Origin of the sequence: Thaumasiovibrio clandestinus (assembly GCF_047250365.1) — a bacterium.
GTDB lineage: Bacteria > Pseudomonadota > Gammaproteobacteria > Enterobacterales > Vibrionaceae > Thaumasiovibrio.
Window position 1 is genome coordinate 24,128 of the sequence record NZ_JBLBVL010000003.1, and the last position, 17,555, is coordinate 41,682.

At 45.2% G+C, this 17,555-nt stretch carries 16 protein-coding genes; 6 read left to right on the plus strand and 10 right to left on the minus strand.

Annotation, left to right across the window (positions count from 1 at the left end; genetic code table 11):
• Positions 1-212: 212 nt before the first annotated feature.
• Positions 213-875, minus strand: coding sequence for a pseudouridine synthase (locus tag ACKLNH_RS05685; protein WP_413111287.1), 663 nt, complete (start codon positions 873-875; stop codon positions 213-215).
• Between the two features lie 142 nt (positions 876-1,017).
• Here ACKLNH_RS05685 and icd point away from each other — a divergent pair, with 142 nt between their 5' ends.
• A complete protein-coding gene (icd, locus tag ACKLNH_RS05690) occupies positions 1,018-2,268 on the plus strand; it encodes an NADP-dependent isocitrate dehydrogenase (RefSeq protein WP_413111288.1) in 1,251 nt (416 codons plus the stop codon).
• A 163-nt stretch (positions 2,269-2,431) separates the two neighbouring features.
• Here icd and cspD read toward each other — a convergent pair whose 3' ends face one another.
• Positions 2,432-2,653, minus strand: a complete 222-nt coding sequence (gene cspD / locus ACKLNH_RS05695) for a cold shock domain-containing protein CspD (protein ID WP_413111289.1) — start codon at positions 2,651-2,653, stop codon at positions 2,432-2,434.
• 215 nt (positions 2,654-2,868) lie between these two features.
• On the opposite strand from cspD, the gene clpS reads away from it, so the two are divergent.
• Entirely contained in the window at positions 2,869-3,189 is a 321-nt protein-coding gene (gene clpS, locus ACKLNH_RS05700; protein WP_413111290.1) for an ATP-dependent Clp protease adapter ClpS, read from the plus strand.
• 36 nt (positions 3,190-3,225) lie between these two features.
• A complete protein-coding gene (gene clpA / locus ACKLNH_RS05705; RefSeq protein ID WP_413111291.1) occupies positions 3,226-5,511 on the plus strand; it encodes an ATP-dependent Clp protease ATP-binding subunit ClpA in 2,286 nt (761 codons plus the stop codon).
• Between the two features lie 103 nt (positions 5,512-5,614).
• On the opposite strand, the gene infA is transcribed toward clpA, so the two are convergent.
• From infA to aat, 3 genes are all read right to left on the minus strand, one after another.
• Positions 5,615-5,833: a translation initiation factor IF-1 gene (gene infA, locus ACKLNH_RS05710; protein ID WP_005298441.1), complete on the minus strand. Its 219-nt coding sequence runs from the start codon at positions 5,831-5,833 to the stop codon at positions 5,615-5,617.
• A gap of 162 nt (positions 5,834-5,995) precedes the next feature.
• Positions 5,996-6,694 carry an arginyltransferase gene (locus ACKLNH_RS05715; RefSeq protein WP_413111292.1) on the minus strand — a complete coding sequence of 233 codons (699 nt, stop codon included), beginning with the start codon at positions 6,692-6,694 and terminating at the stop codon, positions 5,996-5,998.
• Positions 6,691-7,410, minus strand: coding sequence for a leucyl/phenylalanyl-tRNA--protein transferase (gene aat / locus ACKLNH_RS05720; protein WP_413111293.1), 720 nt, complete (start codon positions 7,408-7,410; stop codon positions 6,691-6,693). Before aat ends, ACKLNH_RS05715 begins: the two co-directional genes overlap by 4 nt.
• Positions 7,411-7,517: 107 nt before the next feature.
• Here aat and ACKLNH_RS05725 point away from each other — a divergent pair, with 107 nt between their 5' ends.
• Positions 7,518-7,979, plus strand: a complete 462-nt coding sequence (locus ACKLNH_RS05725) for an outer membrane lipoprotein (RefSeq protein WP_413111294.1) — start codon at positions 7,518-7,520, stop codon at positions 7,977-7,979.
• A gap of 55 nt (positions 7,980-8,034) precedes the next feature.
• Positions 8,035-8,754, plus strand: coding sequence for a Crp/Fnr family transcriptional regulator (locus tag ACKLNH_RS05730; protein ID WP_413111295.1), 720 nt, complete (start codon positions 8,035-8,037; stop codon positions 8,752-8,754).
• 94 nt (positions 8,755-8,848) lie between these two features.
• Here ACKLNH_RS05730 and ACKLNH_RS05735 read toward each other — a convergent pair whose 3' ends face one another.
• The 5 genes from ACKLNH_RS05735 to trxB form a co-directional block, all read right to left on the minus strand.
• On the minus strand, positions 8,849-10,339 hold the full coding sequence (locus ACKLNH_RS05735; RefSeq protein WP_413111296.1) for a sulfatase family protein: 1,491 nt from the start codon (positions 10,337-10,339) through the stop codon (positions 8,849-8,851).
• A gap of 29 nt (positions 10,340-10,368) precedes the next feature.
• Entirely contained in the window at positions 10,369-11,625 is a 1,257-nt protein-coding gene (locus ACKLNH_RS05740) for an anaerobic sulfatase maturase (protein WP_413111297.1), read from the minus strand.
• 202 nt (positions 11,626-11,827) lie between these two features.
• The gene (cydC, locus tag ACKLNH_RS05745) at positions 11,828-13,552 is read right to left on the minus strand and encodes a heme ABC transporter ATP-binding protein/permease CydC (RefSeq protein ID WP_413111298.1); all 1,725 of its coding nucleotides are present in this window, start codon (positions 13,550-13,552) and stop codon (positions 11,828-11,830) included.
• A complete protein-coding gene (gene cydD, locus ACKLNH_RS05750; protein WP_413111299.1) occupies positions 13,545-15,356 on the minus strand; it encodes a heme ABC transporter permease/ATP-binding protein CydD in 1,812 nt (603 codons plus the stop codon). Before cydD ends, cydC begins: the two co-directional genes overlap by 8 nt.
• 98 nt (positions 15,357-15,454) lie before the next feature.
• The gene (trxB, locus tag ACKLNH_RS05755; protein WP_413111300.1) at positions 15,455-16,411 is read right to left on the minus strand and encodes a thioredoxin-disulfide reductase; all 957 of its coding nucleotides are present in this window, start codon (positions 16,409-16,411) and stop codon (positions 15,455-15,457) included.
• A gap of 570 nt (positions 16,412-16,981) precedes the next feature.
• Between trxB and lrp the strand changes: the two genes are divergently transcribed.
• The gene (gene lrp / locus ACKLNH_RS05760; protein WP_413111301.1) at positions 16,982-17,476 is read left to right on the plus strand and encodes a leucine-responsive transcriptional regulator Lrp; all 495 of its coding nucleotides are present in this window, start codon (positions 16,982-16,984) and stop codon (positions 17,474-17,476) included.
• The last annotated feature ends 79 nt before the right edge of the window (positions 17,477-17,555 follow it).

Consider the following 17,555-nt stretch of genomic DNA (forward strand, 5'->3'; position numbering starts at 1 on the left):
GCAAAGATGCACTGTGGTAGATAGCTGTGATATTGATCTCGTTTATCAACCGCAATGTATGATTACATTTTCAGCAAAGGCGGACGATTACGTATACGCAAACGTTTGCTTTGGCGAAACTATACCAGTTCTACTCTAAAATGGCAGTATTTTTTTACAGCTATAGCCGTTTTGTTCGTTAATTTGGTAATGCAGTGAATATGGCTTCGTTACTATTTTTTGTTGATCTGTTTAGGGCGCGTTGGCGCAGGCACTTCTTTCCACTCTCCAGGCTTAAGATCGTCGATAGTCCAGGTCGCCATTTTATAGCGAATTAAACGCAGTGTCGGATGGCCAATATGGGCAGTCATACGTCGAACTTGCCGATTTCTTCCCTCTTTTAAGGTAATGCTTAACCAAGTGGTTGGAATTGATTTTCTCTCTCGTACAGGAGGAACCCGTTCCCATACCTCTGGTGAAGGCATGACATCAACGCTGGCGGGCAAGGTGAGTCCGTCTTTTAGTGTTACCCCTCGGCGCAGTTGCTCGAGCGACTCATCGGAAGGTGTGCCCTCGACTTGAACCCAATACACTTTCTCTTGTTTGGACTGTGGTTGAGTCAAGCGAGCTTGCAAAATGCCATCGTTAGTTAGCACCAGCAATCCTTCGCTATCTTTATCTAACCTTCCGGCCGGATATACGTCTTTTATTGGAATAAAGTTGGCTAGTGTAGTGTCACTCGCTTCCCCTTTGAATTGTGTCAGTACATTGTAGGGTTTGTTAAATAATATGACACGTGTTTCCCCAGTAGGTCGACGTGGCTTATTGTGCTGACGAGATGTGCGTCGCGTTGGTTTATGCGACAATACGGCTTTAGAAGCGGTTGATGATTTCATAAATGTTTAGAGATAAAGGGAATTGTCAATATCGGGATCTCTATTATACTCGAATCGTGCAAAGATGGCGCGTAGATTGATTTTACAGTATGATTTGCCCGCTTCTTACAAAAAGATAACAAATGGACACTAGGAGATGAATATGGATAGTAAAGTTGTCGTACCAGTAGAAGGCCAGAAGATTAGCTTGGATGCGGAAGGAAAGTTAGTTGTTCCGAATAATCCAATAATTCCTTACATCGAAGGTGATGGTATTGGTGTCGATGTGTCTCCAGCAATGATTAAAGTGGTCGATGCTGCGGTGGGTAAAGCTTATGCAGGCCAGCGTAAGATTGAGTGGATGGAAATTTACACCGGTGAAAAATCAACCCATGTTTACGGTGATGATGCTTGGTTACCTCAAGAAACGCTTGATTTTATCCGTGAGTACAAAGTAGCAATTAAAGGTCCACTGACGACTCCTGTTGGTGGCGGAATTCGTTCTCTCAACGTTGCATTGCGCCAAGAGTTAGACTTGTATATTTGTGCGCGTCCGGTTCGTTATTTTGATGGTGTGCCTAGCCCGTTGAAACAGCCAGAACTGACCGACATGGTCATTTATCGTGAGAACTCTGAAGACATCTATGCGGGTGTCGAGTTTAAGGCTGGAACGCCTGAAGCGGATAAAGTGATTAAGTTCTTGCAGGACGAAATGGGTGCGACCAAAATTCGTTTCCCTCAGCAGTGTGGCGTTGGTATTAAGCCTATCTCTGAAGAAGGCACGAAGCGTCTTGTCCGTGCAGCACTGCAATATGTTATCGACAACGATCGTGACTCTTTAACGATTGTTCATAAAGGTAACATCATGAAGTTTACGGAAGGTGCATTTAAAGACTGGGGCTACGAAGTGGCTGCTGAGTTTGGTGCCGAGTTGCTTGATGGTGGCCCATGGATGACGCTGAAGAACCCAAGTACTGGCAAAGAGATTGTGATTAAGGACAGCATTGCCGATGCGTTCTTACAGCAAATTCTACTACGTCCAGCGGAATACGATGTTATCGCGACCATGAACTTAAATGGTGACTATATTTCTGATGCATTAGCGGCTCAGGTGGGCGGTATTGGTATTGCACCAGGCGCAAATATCGGTGATGGCGTGGCGTTGTTTGAGGCGACTCATGGTACTGCACCAAAATATGCAGGCCAAGATAAAGTGAACCCAGGATCGCTAATCCTTTCTGCTGAGATGATGTTACGTCATATGGGTTGGGCAGAGGCGGCTGATTTAATCATCGAGTCGATGGAGAAAGCGATCAGTAATAAGACAGTGACTTATGACTTTGAGCGTTTGATGGATGGCGCAACACTGCGTAAGTGTTCTGAGTTTGCAGAAGACATGATTGCGCAGATGTAATCTGTGATCGCGGATGATATCCGTATCAGTTAAATACGTTACTACTGGCTCAGCTTCGGCTGGGCCTTTATAATATGTGGGGTAGGATAAATTTGCTGGCGACGTAGACTAAAAAAGACGAGATATCTCGTCTTTTATGATGGTTGTGTGTCGAAAGTATGCTTTATTTGGGTTGATCTGCTTCGACTGGAACAATTTCACTGGCATGGAAACCTTTTGGACCCGCTTGGACTTCATAGTTGACTTGCTGTCCGGCCTTTAGTGTACGGTAACCTTCCATCTGAATTGTTGAGTAGTGAGCGAAGATATCGCCTTCACCACCTTCCGGGCAGATGAACCCAAATCCTTTTGCATTGTTAAACCACTTAACTGTACCTGTTGCCATGCTTACATCCTTTATCGCATATCTGTTCCAACGCAGGTAACGTAATTTTAGGTGAAATTATGAGACCTGCAACTAATGCAGTTATACCTACTACACGTAACACTTTAGTAAAATGAAATAGACAGTCAAGCGCATGTGATAACAAATGCATAAAAAACGATCATTGTGCACAACTTTATGTAGCGCGTAACATAACAAATGACTAAGATAAAACTATGAGCAAATTGTATGAATGGGTAACGCCAGACGCGGAAGTTGTTGAAAAGCAAGAGACCAAGGTGGCTCCGCCTTCAATGTATAAGGTGATTCTCAACAACGATGATTACACGCCGATGGAGTTTGTAATAGAAGTCTTACAGCGATTTTTCTCCATGGAAGCAGAGAAAGCAACGCAGTTGATGCTAACCGTGCATTATGAAGGCAAGGCTGTGTGTGGGTTGTTTACTGCTGAAGTAGCAGAAACCAAAGTGGCTCAGATTAACATGTATGCTCGCGAAAATGAGCATCCTTTATTGTGTACAATGGAAAAAGCATAATCCATTACACGTTGTCGTCTATTTGGGGAGGTGTCTATGCTGAACAAAGAGCTAGAAGCGAGTCTGAATGGTGCTTTTGCCAGGGCTCGCGAGAAGCGCCATGAATTTATGACAGTAGAGCATCTTCTGTTGGCGCTGTTAGATAATGCTGCTGCCCAAGAAGCTTTATTGGCGTGTCGAGCAAACCTAGAAACACTGAAGCGTGAATTGGACTCTTTTATCGATCAGACGACTCCTTTGATTCCCGCGGATGATGAATCAAGAGAAACGCAGCCAACGCTGAGCTTTCAGCGTGTGTTGCAACGTGCGGTTTTCCATGTTCAATCTTCAGGCAGAAGTGAAGTAACCGGTGCGAACGTTTTGGTTGCCATTTTTAGTGAGCAGGAGTCGCATGCGGCTTATTTGTTGAAGAAAAATGATATTAGCCGTTTAGATGTCGTGAACTTTATCTCTCATGGCACTGTTAAATCAGAGTCAGGCAGCATTGGCCGTAATGACGAGACGCATGGTAGCAATGATTCTGTCAATGAGAATCAGGCTGCTGATACTTCTAGCAATGAAGATCGATTAGAAAACTTTGCAACCAACCTGAATCAGCTGGCTAAATCTGGCGGTATCGATCCGTTGATCGGACGCGATAAAGAGCTGGAGCGTACAATTCAGGTATTGTGCCGTCGACGTAAAAACAATCCGTTGTTGGTCGGAGAGGCTGGTGTCGGTAAAACGGCAATCGCTGAAGGTTTGGCATGGCGTATTGTCGAAAATGATGTGCCGGACGTGATTAAAGACTGTGTGATTTATTCGCTCGACATCGGTTCGTTGTTGGCTGGCACTAAATACCGTGGCGATTTTGAGAAGCGTTTTAAAGCGATATTAAAACAGCTAGAACAAGAAGAACACGCGATACTCTTTATTGATGAAATTCACACTATCATTGGGGCTGGTGCTGCCTCTGGTGGTCAGGTGGATGCGGCGAATTTGATAAAGCCACTGTTAAGTAGTGGCAAGTTGCGCTGTATAGGTTCAACAACTTATCAAGAATATGGCGCTATTTTTGAAAAAGAGCGCGCGTTAGCTCGTCGCTTCCAAAAAATTGATGTTATTGAGCCATCGCTGGATGATACCACCAAAATCTTGATTGGCTTGAAGCCAAAATATGAAGCGCATCATGAAGTTCGCTACACCAACACTGCGATACGCGCAGCGGTTGAATTGTCAGCTAAATACATTAATGAGCGCCATCTGCCTGACAAAGCCATTGACGTTATTGATGAGGCTGGTGCGCGTTGTCGTTTAGCGCCATCAAATAAGCGTAAGAAAACGGTAAATGTCTCTGACATCGAGTCAATGATCGCTAAAATGGCTCGAATTCCAGAGAAGTCAGTATCTTCATCAGATAAAGAGATTCTAGAGAAGTTAGATGACAGGCTTAAAATGTTGGTGTTTGGTCAAGACGAGGCGATTGAAGTTTTGTGCCAAGCGATCAAGTTGAGCCGGGCAGGACTCGGGGCGGAAAACAAGCCTGTTGGTTCGTTTCTATTTGCCGGCCCAACTGGGGTAGGTAAGACAGAGGTCACGGTGCAACTGGCGAAGACGTTGGGCATTGACCTGTTGCGTTTTGACATGTCGGAATACATGGAGCGCCATACGGTGTCTCGTTTGATTGGTGCGCCTCCAGGTTATGTTGGTTATGATCAGGGTGGGTTACTAACAGATGCAGTTATTAAATCACCTCATTCAGTGGTATTGCTTGATGAGATAGAGAAAGCACACCCTGATGTGTTTAATTTGTTGCTTCAGGTAATGGATAACGGCACATTAACCGATAACAATGGCCGTAAAGCGGATTTTCGTAATGTGATTTTTGTGATGACGACCAATGCAGGTGTGCGACAAACAGAGCGCAAGTCTATTGGTTTGATTCAGCAAGATCATAGCTTTGATGCGATGGGTGAGATCAAAAAAGTATTTACGCCAGAGTTTCGCAATCGTTTAGACAATATCATTTGGTTTAACCATCTTGAGCCTGAGGTGATTGTGCAGGTCGTCGATAAGTTTATTGTTGATCTGCAAGTGCAACTGGACGCCAAAGGTGTGTCGATGGAAGTGTCATCAGAGGCCAGAAATTGGTTGGCGATGAAAGGCTATGACAAGGCGATGGGGGCACGCCCAATGGCACGTGTGATTCAGGAACACTTGAAAAAGCCGCTGGCGAATGAATTGTTGTTTGGATGTCTCACCAAAGGTGGCTCAATTAAGGTTGAGGTCTCTAACGGTGAGCTGAAGTTCGATTTTAATAACGATTTGCAGCCAGCTCATTAAGTTAACTGACACAGTAGAGGCATAGCCTCTGCTGTTGTTATGTCAGGAAAACAATAAAAAACCCGGACTATGTCCGGGTTTTTTTGATCCTGGCGACGAAGTATTAACGTGCGCGGAAAACAATGCGGCCTTTAGTTAGGTCGTAAGGAGTCAGCTCCACAGTTACCTTATCACCAGTCAGGATGCGGATGTAGTTCTTGCGCATTTTACCTGAAATGTGAGCGGTTACTACGTGACCATTTTCCAGCTCTACACGGAACATAGTGTTTGGTAGCGTGTCTAGCACGGTACCTTGCATTTCGATTACGTCTTCTTTTGCCATTGAATCCTCTTAGGCTGGCCATTTACAAAATCGGGCCGATAATGCCTTGAATCTGGGTTAGAGTAAAGTTTAGGGCGCAATTCTAACCCTAGGCAGTCGTTTTGTCAGCAATTCAAAACGATTTTATCGTACTTTTTCTTATATGTTAGCTTTAACCCAGACTTAAGACGTCGAGTTTGCACTTTGCCATGCACCATTAATGAGACGTTGGTAGGGTTGAAACTGAATTTTATAATTCATCGCTTTACATTCATCAATCTGAAATCCTAAGTATAGCCAAGGCAGGTTATGTAATTTGGCATATTTTATTTGATTTAAAATCAATACCTTGCCGATAGAAAAAGGCAAGTCAGGATCAAAAAAGGTGTATAGCGCACTGATCGCATCATGAAAGAGATCGCATACCGCAATAGCAACAAGTTTATCTTGGTCGTAAACGTGCATATAGCCTAACGACATCCAGTCACTAGAGACAAACTGCTCGAAGTCGGTTTTTTTAGGCGGGTACATGCTGCCATTACGATGCCGTTGCGTAATATAGTGTGCATAGAGGGGGTACCAATCGGTATCTAGTACGGTTTTCATCTCTACGCGCAACGCTTGCGATTTCTTCATTAACCGTTTTTGACTGCGGCTAGGCGAAAATTGAGCGGTATCGACTCTGATTGGCTGGCAAGCTTGGCATTCAGAGCAGTGTGGTCGGTAGATCATGTTACCACTGCGGCGAAAACCGAGATCCATTAGCTGACGATAATGATTGGTTGTATGGCAGGCGTCCTCCATTACCACCATTAGCCGATCCTTTTGGTCTGGCAAATAACTGCATGGTTTTTCTGGGGTTAGCCCAACCTGAATACTCATTGATTTGCCTCGTGCTGTTCAAGCTTTTGCGGAAGGAAACACCCACTAAGTGTCGTCCTTTCTCTAAGTATACTGAGTGTCTCCAAGAAAGCTGTTCGGCTGACTTCCATGGCGCCGAGCGATGCAAGGTGTTCATTCATAACTTGGCAGTCAATGAGTTTGCCATTATGGCGGTAGAAATGGTCGCAAAAGAACCATAAGGCAATTTTAGAGGCGTTAGTTTTCAGCGAGAACATGGACTCGCCACAAAAGACTTGCCCGATGGCCACACCATATAAGCCCCCAACCAGCTCTCCGTTATCCCAAACCTCGACAGAGTGAGCATGTCCTTGTTGTTGTAGTTCAATGTAGGCTGATTGCATGGCGTCAGTAATCCATGTCTCATCTGCACGACGTGATGCAGCGCAATGGTGGATGACTTGTTCAAATGCGTGATTGAGGGTGACTTTATACTGATGTTTGCGCTGAAACTTACGGGTACTTTTACTCGGGCTATACTCTGCTGGTAAGAATACCGCTCGAGGCGCAGGGCTCCACCATAAAATAGGTTCGTTGGGACCAAACCAAGGGAAAATGCCTTGTCGATATGCGCTCAGTAGGCGTGGGACAGAGAGGTCGCCGCCATAAGCCAGTAGACCGTTAGGATCTTCGAGTGCTTGCTCTAGCGGTGGAAAATGAAAATCGTTTTTGCTGAGCTCTGGTAAATAGATAGCCATGAATGAGAATGCAGTAATGGTTCTGGTAACATAAGGTGTTCTGGCTGCATCGTGCCAGCAATATAGATCGAGTGCAAGTTAGTCAATGCACTAAGTAGGAGAAGAGAATGAACAAATGGTGGTTACTTATCGTATTATTGCTGCCTATCCAGCTGTTTGCCGCTTATGAAAGGAACACTGCACGACCTGTTAATGAGGTGGTGTATGGTACTGTCGATAGTGTGCGTTATATCACCCACCAAGAGGTGCAACAGTATAATCAGCAATCGGGGTGGACGACCTTGTTAGGCGCGGTTGTAGGAGGCGTGATTGGCAATCAGTTTGGCAAAGGAACAGGGCGAGAAGTCGCAACGGCGGTTGGCGCAATGACGGGTGCGGCGGTAGCGCAACAGCGACGAGACCAAGTGAGTGTTAAAGAGTACCGTTTGGTGGAATTGCTGATTGTGACGGATGACAACCGTTGGATAGACGTGATTCAAGATGTTGATCAGCGGATGTTATTCTCCTCAGGTGACACCGTGAGAATTCTCTATTTTGATGATGGCGTTAGGGTCGATTTGGCGATGTAGCCTTGTTTGATAAGATGCCAGTAAGTTAGCCGAGAAATGCTCTTAAACGTTACGGTTGTGGTATATTCTCGATCAATTTGAAGCACGATTAACTCTTCCTATTATGCATGTAACTGAAGACGATATTTATCATACTGCTGATATCCAAGCGCTGTTTGATAACAACAAACATAAGATGGTATTGCGTAAAATCAGCATTGAAGAGGGACAAGAAATTCTCACTCAGGGACAAGCCGTTGAGGATCTCCACTTTATTGTATCAGGGCAGATTTCTCTGTATCGCGATGCGTTACAAGGTCGGCGCTATCAACTGGGCAGCTTTCGACATAATGGTTTCTTAGGGTTAATGGAGAAGTTTTCTCAGCAGCCTTGTTTTTATGGTGTGGTTGCTGCGGCTCGATGTGATGTATATGTGGTCGATGGCGAGAAATTTGCCCAATTAATTTACAATTCGCCCGATTTAGCGGCGAGTATTTTCCGGCATATCACCTTAAAATGGTACACCTCGGTAGAAAGAATGACTCGCCATATTCTTCACACCATAAAGTATTGTGTGCTTGATGACTTAGTTAAGTTTTATAGTGCCAACCCGGGTAAGCTTTTTATTGTCAATAAGAACTTAGAGTGTGAACGCTTAGGTACCAGTCTACGCGTTTACAATCGCATATTGAAACAATTACAAGAGTCTGGCGCGATCAGTGTTTCTAAGGGGCATATTATGCTGGAGGATCTCGAGATACTAAAACATGAACTGATATTAGAGGCAGAAAAGTAATAGGGTGGGAAATGAACACCGGTGCGATGCCCTTTACCCACCCTATATTTCTATCGTTTAGATCGGTTCCTCTATATCTAAACGGTTGTTGTGTTTAGTTCCAACGTTCATGTTTGAGGATATTTTCAGTGGTGAAGTTAGGATAAGCCTGCTCCCACATATTTAAACCGCTATATTCGTCTGTTGAGTATTGCTCAAAGAACGCATCGAGTTCAGCAATCATTTTATCTTGCTGTTCTTGACGAGGAGCGACAGAGATATAGCGCTCGCCCATTGGATGGCTAAGATCATACCAATGATCTTCTGGCTGGGCATCTTTATCTCTTGGATAGTAACGGACCAATTTCCAATGTCCGTTAGTGATCATTCGAGAGTTACCACGTTCAGCGATTTGATATTCTCGCCATGTGTGGACACGTTCACCTGCCATTAATGGTAATAATGATTGTCCTGGGCCATAGCTACTATCATAGTTGGCATCACCCGCGGCAATATCAAGAATGGTGGCATGTAGGTCGAGCAAATCAACAAATTCACCACGAACCTGTTTAGGGCGAACAAGGTGGTCTGGGCCTGAAATGACAAAAGGAATTCGGATCGTTTCTTCATAATAGTTATAAGGGAAGGTTCCGTTTACTTTTTCATACAGACCGTATTGACCCATTAATAGACCGTGGTCAGAAACAAAAGCGATAACGGTATTATCCATCAGGTCACGCCCTTGCAATCCATCCAATAAGGCACCGAGTTGATCATCAAGTAAGCTGACAGCGGCAAGGTATTGCGCGAGCGTCTCTTCGTGATTATCAGGAATAAGCGCAAACTCATTCATATGCTCTAGAACTGATGCGCCGCCGTATGCGACGACTTTATGGGCAATTGGGCGATATTTATCAACCAGACGTTCAGGCAAGCCTTCGAATGGAAAATGCGGTTCAACGTAGTTTAAACTGATAAAAAATGGTTTATCGCTAGGTTGGTCGATAAACTTTAGCGTCTCTTCTGTTAAAAATTGTGCCTGTATACCGGTATACTCGAAGTTTTCACCTTCGTCAGAGAAAAGAACCGTACCACTGTGTAAGTATTGATTTTTCCAACCAGCTTTAAGTGCGTCATAACTTAACCAACGATCAAAGCCGCGAATTGGGTCTTTACTGTCTGTTGTTGCATGCCACTTTCCAAGCAAAGCCGTGCGATAGCCTTGGTCTTGCATTCTTTCACTGAGTAAGGTCTCACCGTTAAGCCAGTCAGCATCGAACTCCGGGTCTTCTGCTAAGAAGTCATAAACGCCGTGCTGCGAAGGCATTTTTCCAGTATGAAAGCTTGCACGCGCAGCTGAGCTGACTGGTGCAGGGGTCATTCCATTTTCAAAACGAACGCCGTTCTCTGCAAGGTAGGTGAGGTTTGGGGTGTCAATTTTATCATTACGGAAGTTGGTGGCCCATTGACCTAAATCATCTGTCATAATAACGAGAATATTCGGTTGGCTGGTGCGTTCCACCTCTTCTGCCAGCGACGGGGCTGCCGTCACCATCGCGCTAAGCGCGATGGCGCTAGCGATTTTATTGAGCTTAGGATATGTCATTGTAACTCCGATTTAGTATTTGTTTGGATTTAACGTAATTGGGCTTCTTTTTTCGCCACTATGGTCATAATGGCGGCAGGAGGGTGCCCTTTTAGCAACAGCTTTTTCATGAGCTGCATGTAAGGTTTCGAATAACTGTAATACGACTTATAAGCGGCACAGAGGTAGTGCTGTTCGGGCTTATTGGCGGAAGATAGCGAGAAGCGTTGCTTAGGGCAGCCGCCGTGGCAAAGCGTTAAGTGTTCACACTGTCGGCAATCTTGAGACAATGATTGAGACTTGTGCTGAGCGAACACTTTATTTTCGTTACCGTGATTGATATCGATTAAGCGGTCATGGTGAATGTTGCCATGTTTATATTCCGGATAGACGTAATGGTCGCATTGATAAATGTCACCATTGGATTCTAAAGCGAAGGCACTGCCACAATGTTTCGCAAAAATACACATTTGTGCGGGTTGTTCGCACGTCATGGCAAACGTGTTTTCGAACATTTGGATCCAAACATGACCGATATCATGCCTTACCCAGTGGTGGAAAATAGTGACAAGAAAACGACCATAGTCTTCAGGCTTTACAGACCAGTTGCAAAGCGTCACGGCCTCTTGTCGACCTGGATAAAGTAGGGTTAAGCCATCATCGGTTGTTTGTGTTGCTGCTTGTTCAACCGCAGGCAAAAATTGGATGTGCTGACTACCAATACTTTTAAGGTAGTGGTATAGCTCTAACGGGTGATGAACATTGATATCATTGATGACGGTGAGCGTATTAAACTCGATACCATGGCGTTTTAGTTTCTCGATAGCCTTGATTACTCGATGATGAGTCGGTTTACCTGAGCGTGTGACACGATATTTATCGTGAAATTCAGCGGGGCCATCTATTGAGATCCCGATGAGAAATTGATTAGCTTTGAAGAATGCGCACCACTCGTCGTTAATGAGCAATCCATTCGTCTGAAAGGTATTGATGATCTTTTTGCCATTACAGTATTGTTGCTGCCATTCAACGGCCCGTTGGTAAAAATCGATACCTCTTAGCGTTGGCTCACCGCCTTGCCAAGCAAACACCACTTCGTTGCCATGTTGCGCTTCAATGTGCTGTTCAATGTAGATCCTTAACGTCTCTTCACTCATGAAATCGTTGTTAGCACGCTCAGGGTATAGCTGGTCTTTTTCAAGGTAGAAACAGTATTGACAATCAATGTTGCACTTAGACCCTGTTGGTTTTGCCATGACATGGCAGCCCGTTGGTGAGAATTGAGTAGAAGTTGCGTTATAAGCCATCAAAGCACCATTTGGTCGATTGTTTGGAAGAGACAGACGAGCGCAAAGTAACAAGGGGCGGTTAAGTAAAATAGGACAAATGTCCAAATGGAAGCAAACGTTTGCCAAGTGTGATGTTCGTCATTATGTTGAGGCGAAAATAAAACCGTATTTTGTGAATACGGTTTTAGGTAGGGCGGCTAATTGTAAGGCTTGCGAATGATTACTGGATATATTGGCAGATCTGCTGATAGCGTGCAGAGGTTGCCAACAGGGATTGATGGCTACCATGTTCGACGATTTGGCCCGCTTCCATTAAACAAATGGTATCCATCTGTGGTAAGCCGACCAAACGGTGGGTAATAAAGAGGACGGTTTTGTCAGTAGACTTATCCATTAGCATGTTGAGTAAGTTTTGCTCTGTCTGCTTGTCTAGCCCTTCTGTTGGTTCATCTAGGAGCCAAATGGGGGCATTGTGTAATATCGCCCGTGCAATACCGATACGACGACGCTCTCCGCCAGACAATTGACGTCCACCTTCACCAATCCAGCTATCAAGACCTTGCTTATCGAGTAGATTATTGAGGGTGACATCGATGAGTGCTTGACGCAACGTTTCATCTGAAGCTTCTGGGTTTGCGATCAGTAAGTTATCGCGCAGGGTGCCATTAAAGAGATCCACTCGTTGGCTCACAACTACCATGCTGTTGCGTAATGATGCTTCTTGCCACTCTTTCAAAGAGACACCATCGAGTTTAATATCCCCTGCCATGGGATCCCATTGGCGCGTGATGAGTTGCAGTAAGGTCGATTTGCCACACCCGGTTTGACCCAATAACGCCACCTTACTGCCAGCTTTAATCTCTAAATTAACCCCATTAATGGCAGCTCTATTCGTATCGTGGTAGCTAAAGGTAACATTGGACAAGGCGATGTTACCGATGGCATCAGCGCAATGGGTATTACCAGCAAAGGGAGTGTCGGGCTTTGCATTGAGTAGGCGATTTAGCCGTTTCGCCGATGTGAGAGTTTTACCTAGGTATTGGAATGCGCCAGCGAAAGGCATCAGAATTTCAAAGCTGGCCAGTGTGGCAAAGGCAAACATGGCCACAAAAGGGTCCGGTGCGCGTCCGTTAATGCCATCAGCGGCAAACCAAACAATTAGTGCAAGGGTTAAGCCAGAAGCTAGCTGTAGAGATGCACTCGCAAATCCTGTTATCATGGCCATTTTTCGCTGGGCATTGAGCAGTTGTTCTTGCGTATCAGTAATGCGCTGTTGGTAGCGATGACCAGCGTTAAATAGAGATAGCTCAGTGTTGCTCTGAATCCAATCTAATAGTGCGACACGAAGCGTTGCAGTACTCAGTGTTAGCATCTCACCTTGTCGACGGCCTAAACGATAGAAAACGATGGGAATGACACACATTAACACGATGAGAATTGACCCCAGCATGATGCCAAGCATGGGATTGAACCAGTATAAAAAACCCGATAACCCAAATGTTGCAATAAGCCCAATAATGAGTGGTGTCAGCAAACGCAAGTAAAGGTGATCCATGGCGTCGACATCAGCGACAAGGCGGTTGAGTAAATCAGCATCACGTAAATCGGCGTGTTTACCTGGAATGAGTGGGATTAATTTTCGAAACACAAACAGCCTGAGATCAGCAAGCAACTTGAATGTTGCGTTGTGACTCACCACGCGCTCCCCCCATCGCCCCGCCGTTCGCAGCATAGAAAAACCGCGCACACCTGCACCAGGTAGCATGTAATTAAAGGTTTGCTTGGCGATGGTTAAACCAGCAACGGCAGACGCGGAAATAAACCAACCCGATAACGTTAAGAGGCCAATTGCTGCCGCTAATGTTGCCAATGCCAGTAGCATCCCTAGTGTTAAGCCGAAGCTGTGTTTTCGATATAAAGCGACAAAGGGAAGTAGATCACGCATCGGTTTGCTCCGTATCTTGAGTCTGTTCTTCGGTATGGCTCAACATGTCGAGCATGGCGCCATTTTGGCGGATATCTTCAAACGTACCTTGTTGCACAATTGTGCCCTGATCCAATACGATGATATTGTCCATGGCATGTAGCTGACCAAGCTGGTGGCTTATCATTAAGGTTGTTTTGTTATGGGTGACGTTGGCCAGTGATGCGAGTACGTTTTGTTCACTATGGGCATCGAGGCTTGCGGTAGGCTCGTCGAGTAACCACAATTCACCGGCTTGTAAGATAGCGCGTGCCAGCGCAATACGCTGAGCTTGGCCGACGGATAATCCGCTAGAACGATCCCCTATTGCGTGTTGGTATCCGTTTGGAAGCGTGTCGATAAACTCTGCGGCATAGGCGTCTTCAGCGGCACTTTTTATCGCGTCTAATGGCGAGTCTGGGCAGCTTAATGCAATATTCTCGGCGACTGTGCCGTGTAGCAGTTGAGGGTTTTGTCCCACCCAGCTTAATTGGCGACGCCAATCAGAAAAATCGAGTTGAGTGAGCTCAACACCGTTGATGGTTAAGGTTCCTTGATAGGGCAAGAAACCCAACAACGCATTCATTATGGTTGATTTCCCTGCACCACTTTGGCCGACAAGTGCAACTTTCTCGCCGTGATGGATAGTAAAGCTAATCGGGCCAATAAGTTTTATCCCTTCGGGGCTATAGATTTCTAACTGCCGAGCTTCGATAAGTGCAGTGGACTTAATTCTACTATCAAGCGCATATTGGAGATCAATTTTTTCAGTGCCGCCTTCAGAAGGTTGATGTGAGGCGTCTAAGAAGGCCATTAGTGATTCAGCCGAAGCAATGGCTTGAGCCCGTGCATGGTAATAGGTGCCGAGTTCTCGGAGTGGTTGATAAAACTCAGGGGCAAGAATGAGCACAAAGAGGCCGGTAAACAGGGTTACCGGTAAGCCATAGTGGCCAAAGTTTAGTTCACCGATATAAGTAAAACCAAAATAAACGGCAACGATAGCGACGGAGATGGCAGCAAAAAACTCGAGTACTGCGGAAGATAAAAAAGCGAGGCGCAATACTTCCATGGTACGTTTTCGCAATATGTGAGCAGTAACGTGTAAGTGCTCAGCTTCTCTTTCTGCATAGTAAAATAGCCGCAGTGTTTGCATTCCTTTTAGGCGATCTAAAAAGTGTCCAGAGAGGCGCTGTAAGGCCTTAAAATTACGCTTATTGGCATCTGCGGCACCCATGCCAACCAAGGCCATGAATAGTGGCACCAACGGAGCAGTGATGAGAAAGACAAGCCCTGCTGCCCAATTTAGGGGGAAAACGACGGCAAGTATAACAAGCGGGATCAAGACCGCGAGGCTCATTTGAGGGAGATATTTAGCAAAGAAGTCTTGCATCTCTTCAATTTGTTCGAGCAGTAAACTAGCCCATGCACCCGCAGGGCGTCCTTTGACATAGGCGGGACCAAGTGTATTGAGCCGCTCAAGAATAATGCGACGTAGATAAAGTCGCACCTGTTCGCCACAGCGGAAACCACAGTACTCTTTGGCCCAGTTAAACCCTGCGCGCATAAAGGCGGTGAGAATTAAGGCGAGGAATGCTGCCTTGAGGTCGGCTTTTGGTGTTTGTTCGATAATCAGTTGATGCAGAATATGGGCGAGAAGCGCGGCTTGACTGATGAGAACCAAACCAGCCGCAAATCCAGTTAATACGGTTAAAATTAACCATGACTTTGCTGGTTTGCTTTGCGATTTAAGCCAGCGTGATAACCGGCGTTGGGTTGAACGTTCCATGATGACCCGCGTGTTGGGGCAACAATATTGTTGCCGCTGTTGAGCAAAAGGCCCCGTTGTTCGGGGCTCATAATAGTGATGCTATATCGAGTGGGTGGTTAGTCGTTTAGCCCGTCTAAATAACGTTCAGCATCGAGTGCAGCCATACACCCTGTTCCTGCTGATGTGATGGCTTGGCGATAGGTATGGTCCATAACATCACCTGCGGCAAAAATACCAGGAATGCTGGTTTGTGTTGCATTGCCGCTCAGGCCAGATTGAACCTTGATGTAGCCATTCTCCATAGCGAGTTGGCCTTCGAAAATGGTGGTGTTTGGCTGATGACCAATGGCAATAAAGCAGCCCATAACGTCGAGCTGTTCGGTTTCATCCGTTAGGGTGTTTTTAAGTGTTAATGCCGTCACCCCCATCTCATCACCTAACACTTCTTCTAATGTACGGTGAGTGTGTAGTGTGATGTTGCCATTTTCGACTTTATCCATTAAACGGCGCACGAGAATTTTTTCGGCTCTAAATGTATCACGCCGATGAATCAGATGAACCTCTGACGCAATGTTGGATAGGTAGAGAGCTTCTTCGACAGCAGTGTTACCACCGCCCACTACGGCGACTTTTTGATTGCGATAGAAGAATCCGTCACAGGTGGCGCAGGCAGAAATGCCACGGCCTTTAAAGGCTTCTTCTGAGTCGAGGCCTAAGTACTTAGCTGACGCCCCCGTCGCGATGATCAGAGAATCACAGCTGTAGTCTTGATCATCGCCTTTAAGGCGAAAAGGGCGTTGGCTAAAGTCAACACTGTGAATATGGTCGAATAAAATCTCGGTATCAAAACGTTCTGCGTGCGCTTTCATTCGCTCCATCAACGCCGGTCCGGTTAGGCCTTCAGCATCACCTGGCCAATTTTCGACATCGGTGGTCGTTGTCAACTGACCACCTTGCTGCATCCCGGTTACCATTACTGGGTTGAGGTTAGCGCGCGCGGCATAAACCGCAGCAGTGTAGCCTGCAGGTCCTGAGCCCAAGATGAGTAGTGAACTATGTTTAACTGACCCCATGAATTCTCCAAGATAGTAATTTGATTGTTGCAAGCGCTACGTCACTTATCGCTATGTTATGGTGACTGCTTTATCAATAACGCTGAAATTCCAATGCTTGATTGTAGGAAAATTGTGAAAACAAAGGAAGCGGAGATTACGGGTATCGCTGAGGTGTAATATCGTATAGGCCTACTTGTATTGAAATTAATTCAGAAGAGAATGATATATGGCTGAGATGGCTTTTACCTTTACAAATAACTCTGATATGCTCAGTCAGTCTGAGATCACAAATAACACATATGATGTGCTAAACGAATAACATTTGTTGCATGTTGTAAATGAATTTCAGATTGGAATACATAAATTATGCGTATTCCAGAGAGGATAATGAAGGATTGTTCTGTCGTGATGACAGCACAAGCCACCACGATTTTGTAATCTAAATCGCCTTTTTAGCGTGGAACGCTGGAAATGAAGGAATTTAACGAATAGTATCATAGTTATTAGATATTTTTTGCTATTTACCTCTCAAACATTGCAAACACAGAAACATATGAACTGCATGGAAGTAAATAAAGGTGGAATACAATGGTAGATACCAATAAGAAACCATCCAAGGAATTGGACCGCATTGACCGTAATATTTTGAATGAACTTCAAAAGGATGGTCGAATTTCAAACGTAGAACTGTCTAAGCGAGTCGGTCTCTCTCCGACACCGTGCCTCGAGCGCGTGCGTCGCTTAGAACGCCAGGGTTATATCAGTGGCTATACTGCACTGTTAAATCCGCAATATTTGGATGCGTCACTTCTTGTTTTTGTTGAGATCACTCTCAACCGTGGCACGCCGGATGTATTCGATGAATTCAACCAAGCTGTGCAAGCGCTTGACGATATTCAAGAGTGTCACCTTGTATCTGGTGATTTTGATTATTTGTTGAAAACCCGAGTCGCAGATATGTCAGCATATCGTAAATTATTAGGTGAAACCCTTTTACGACTTCCGGGTGTAAACGATACTCGTACTTATGTAGTGATGGAAGAAGTTAAGCAAACTAACCATTTGGTTATTAAAACCCGATAATGCAGCTTTAGCTTGCCTCTATCACTGACATTGCGATAATACTCGAGCGGCCTTATCTTTTAAGATAATGCCGCTCGAT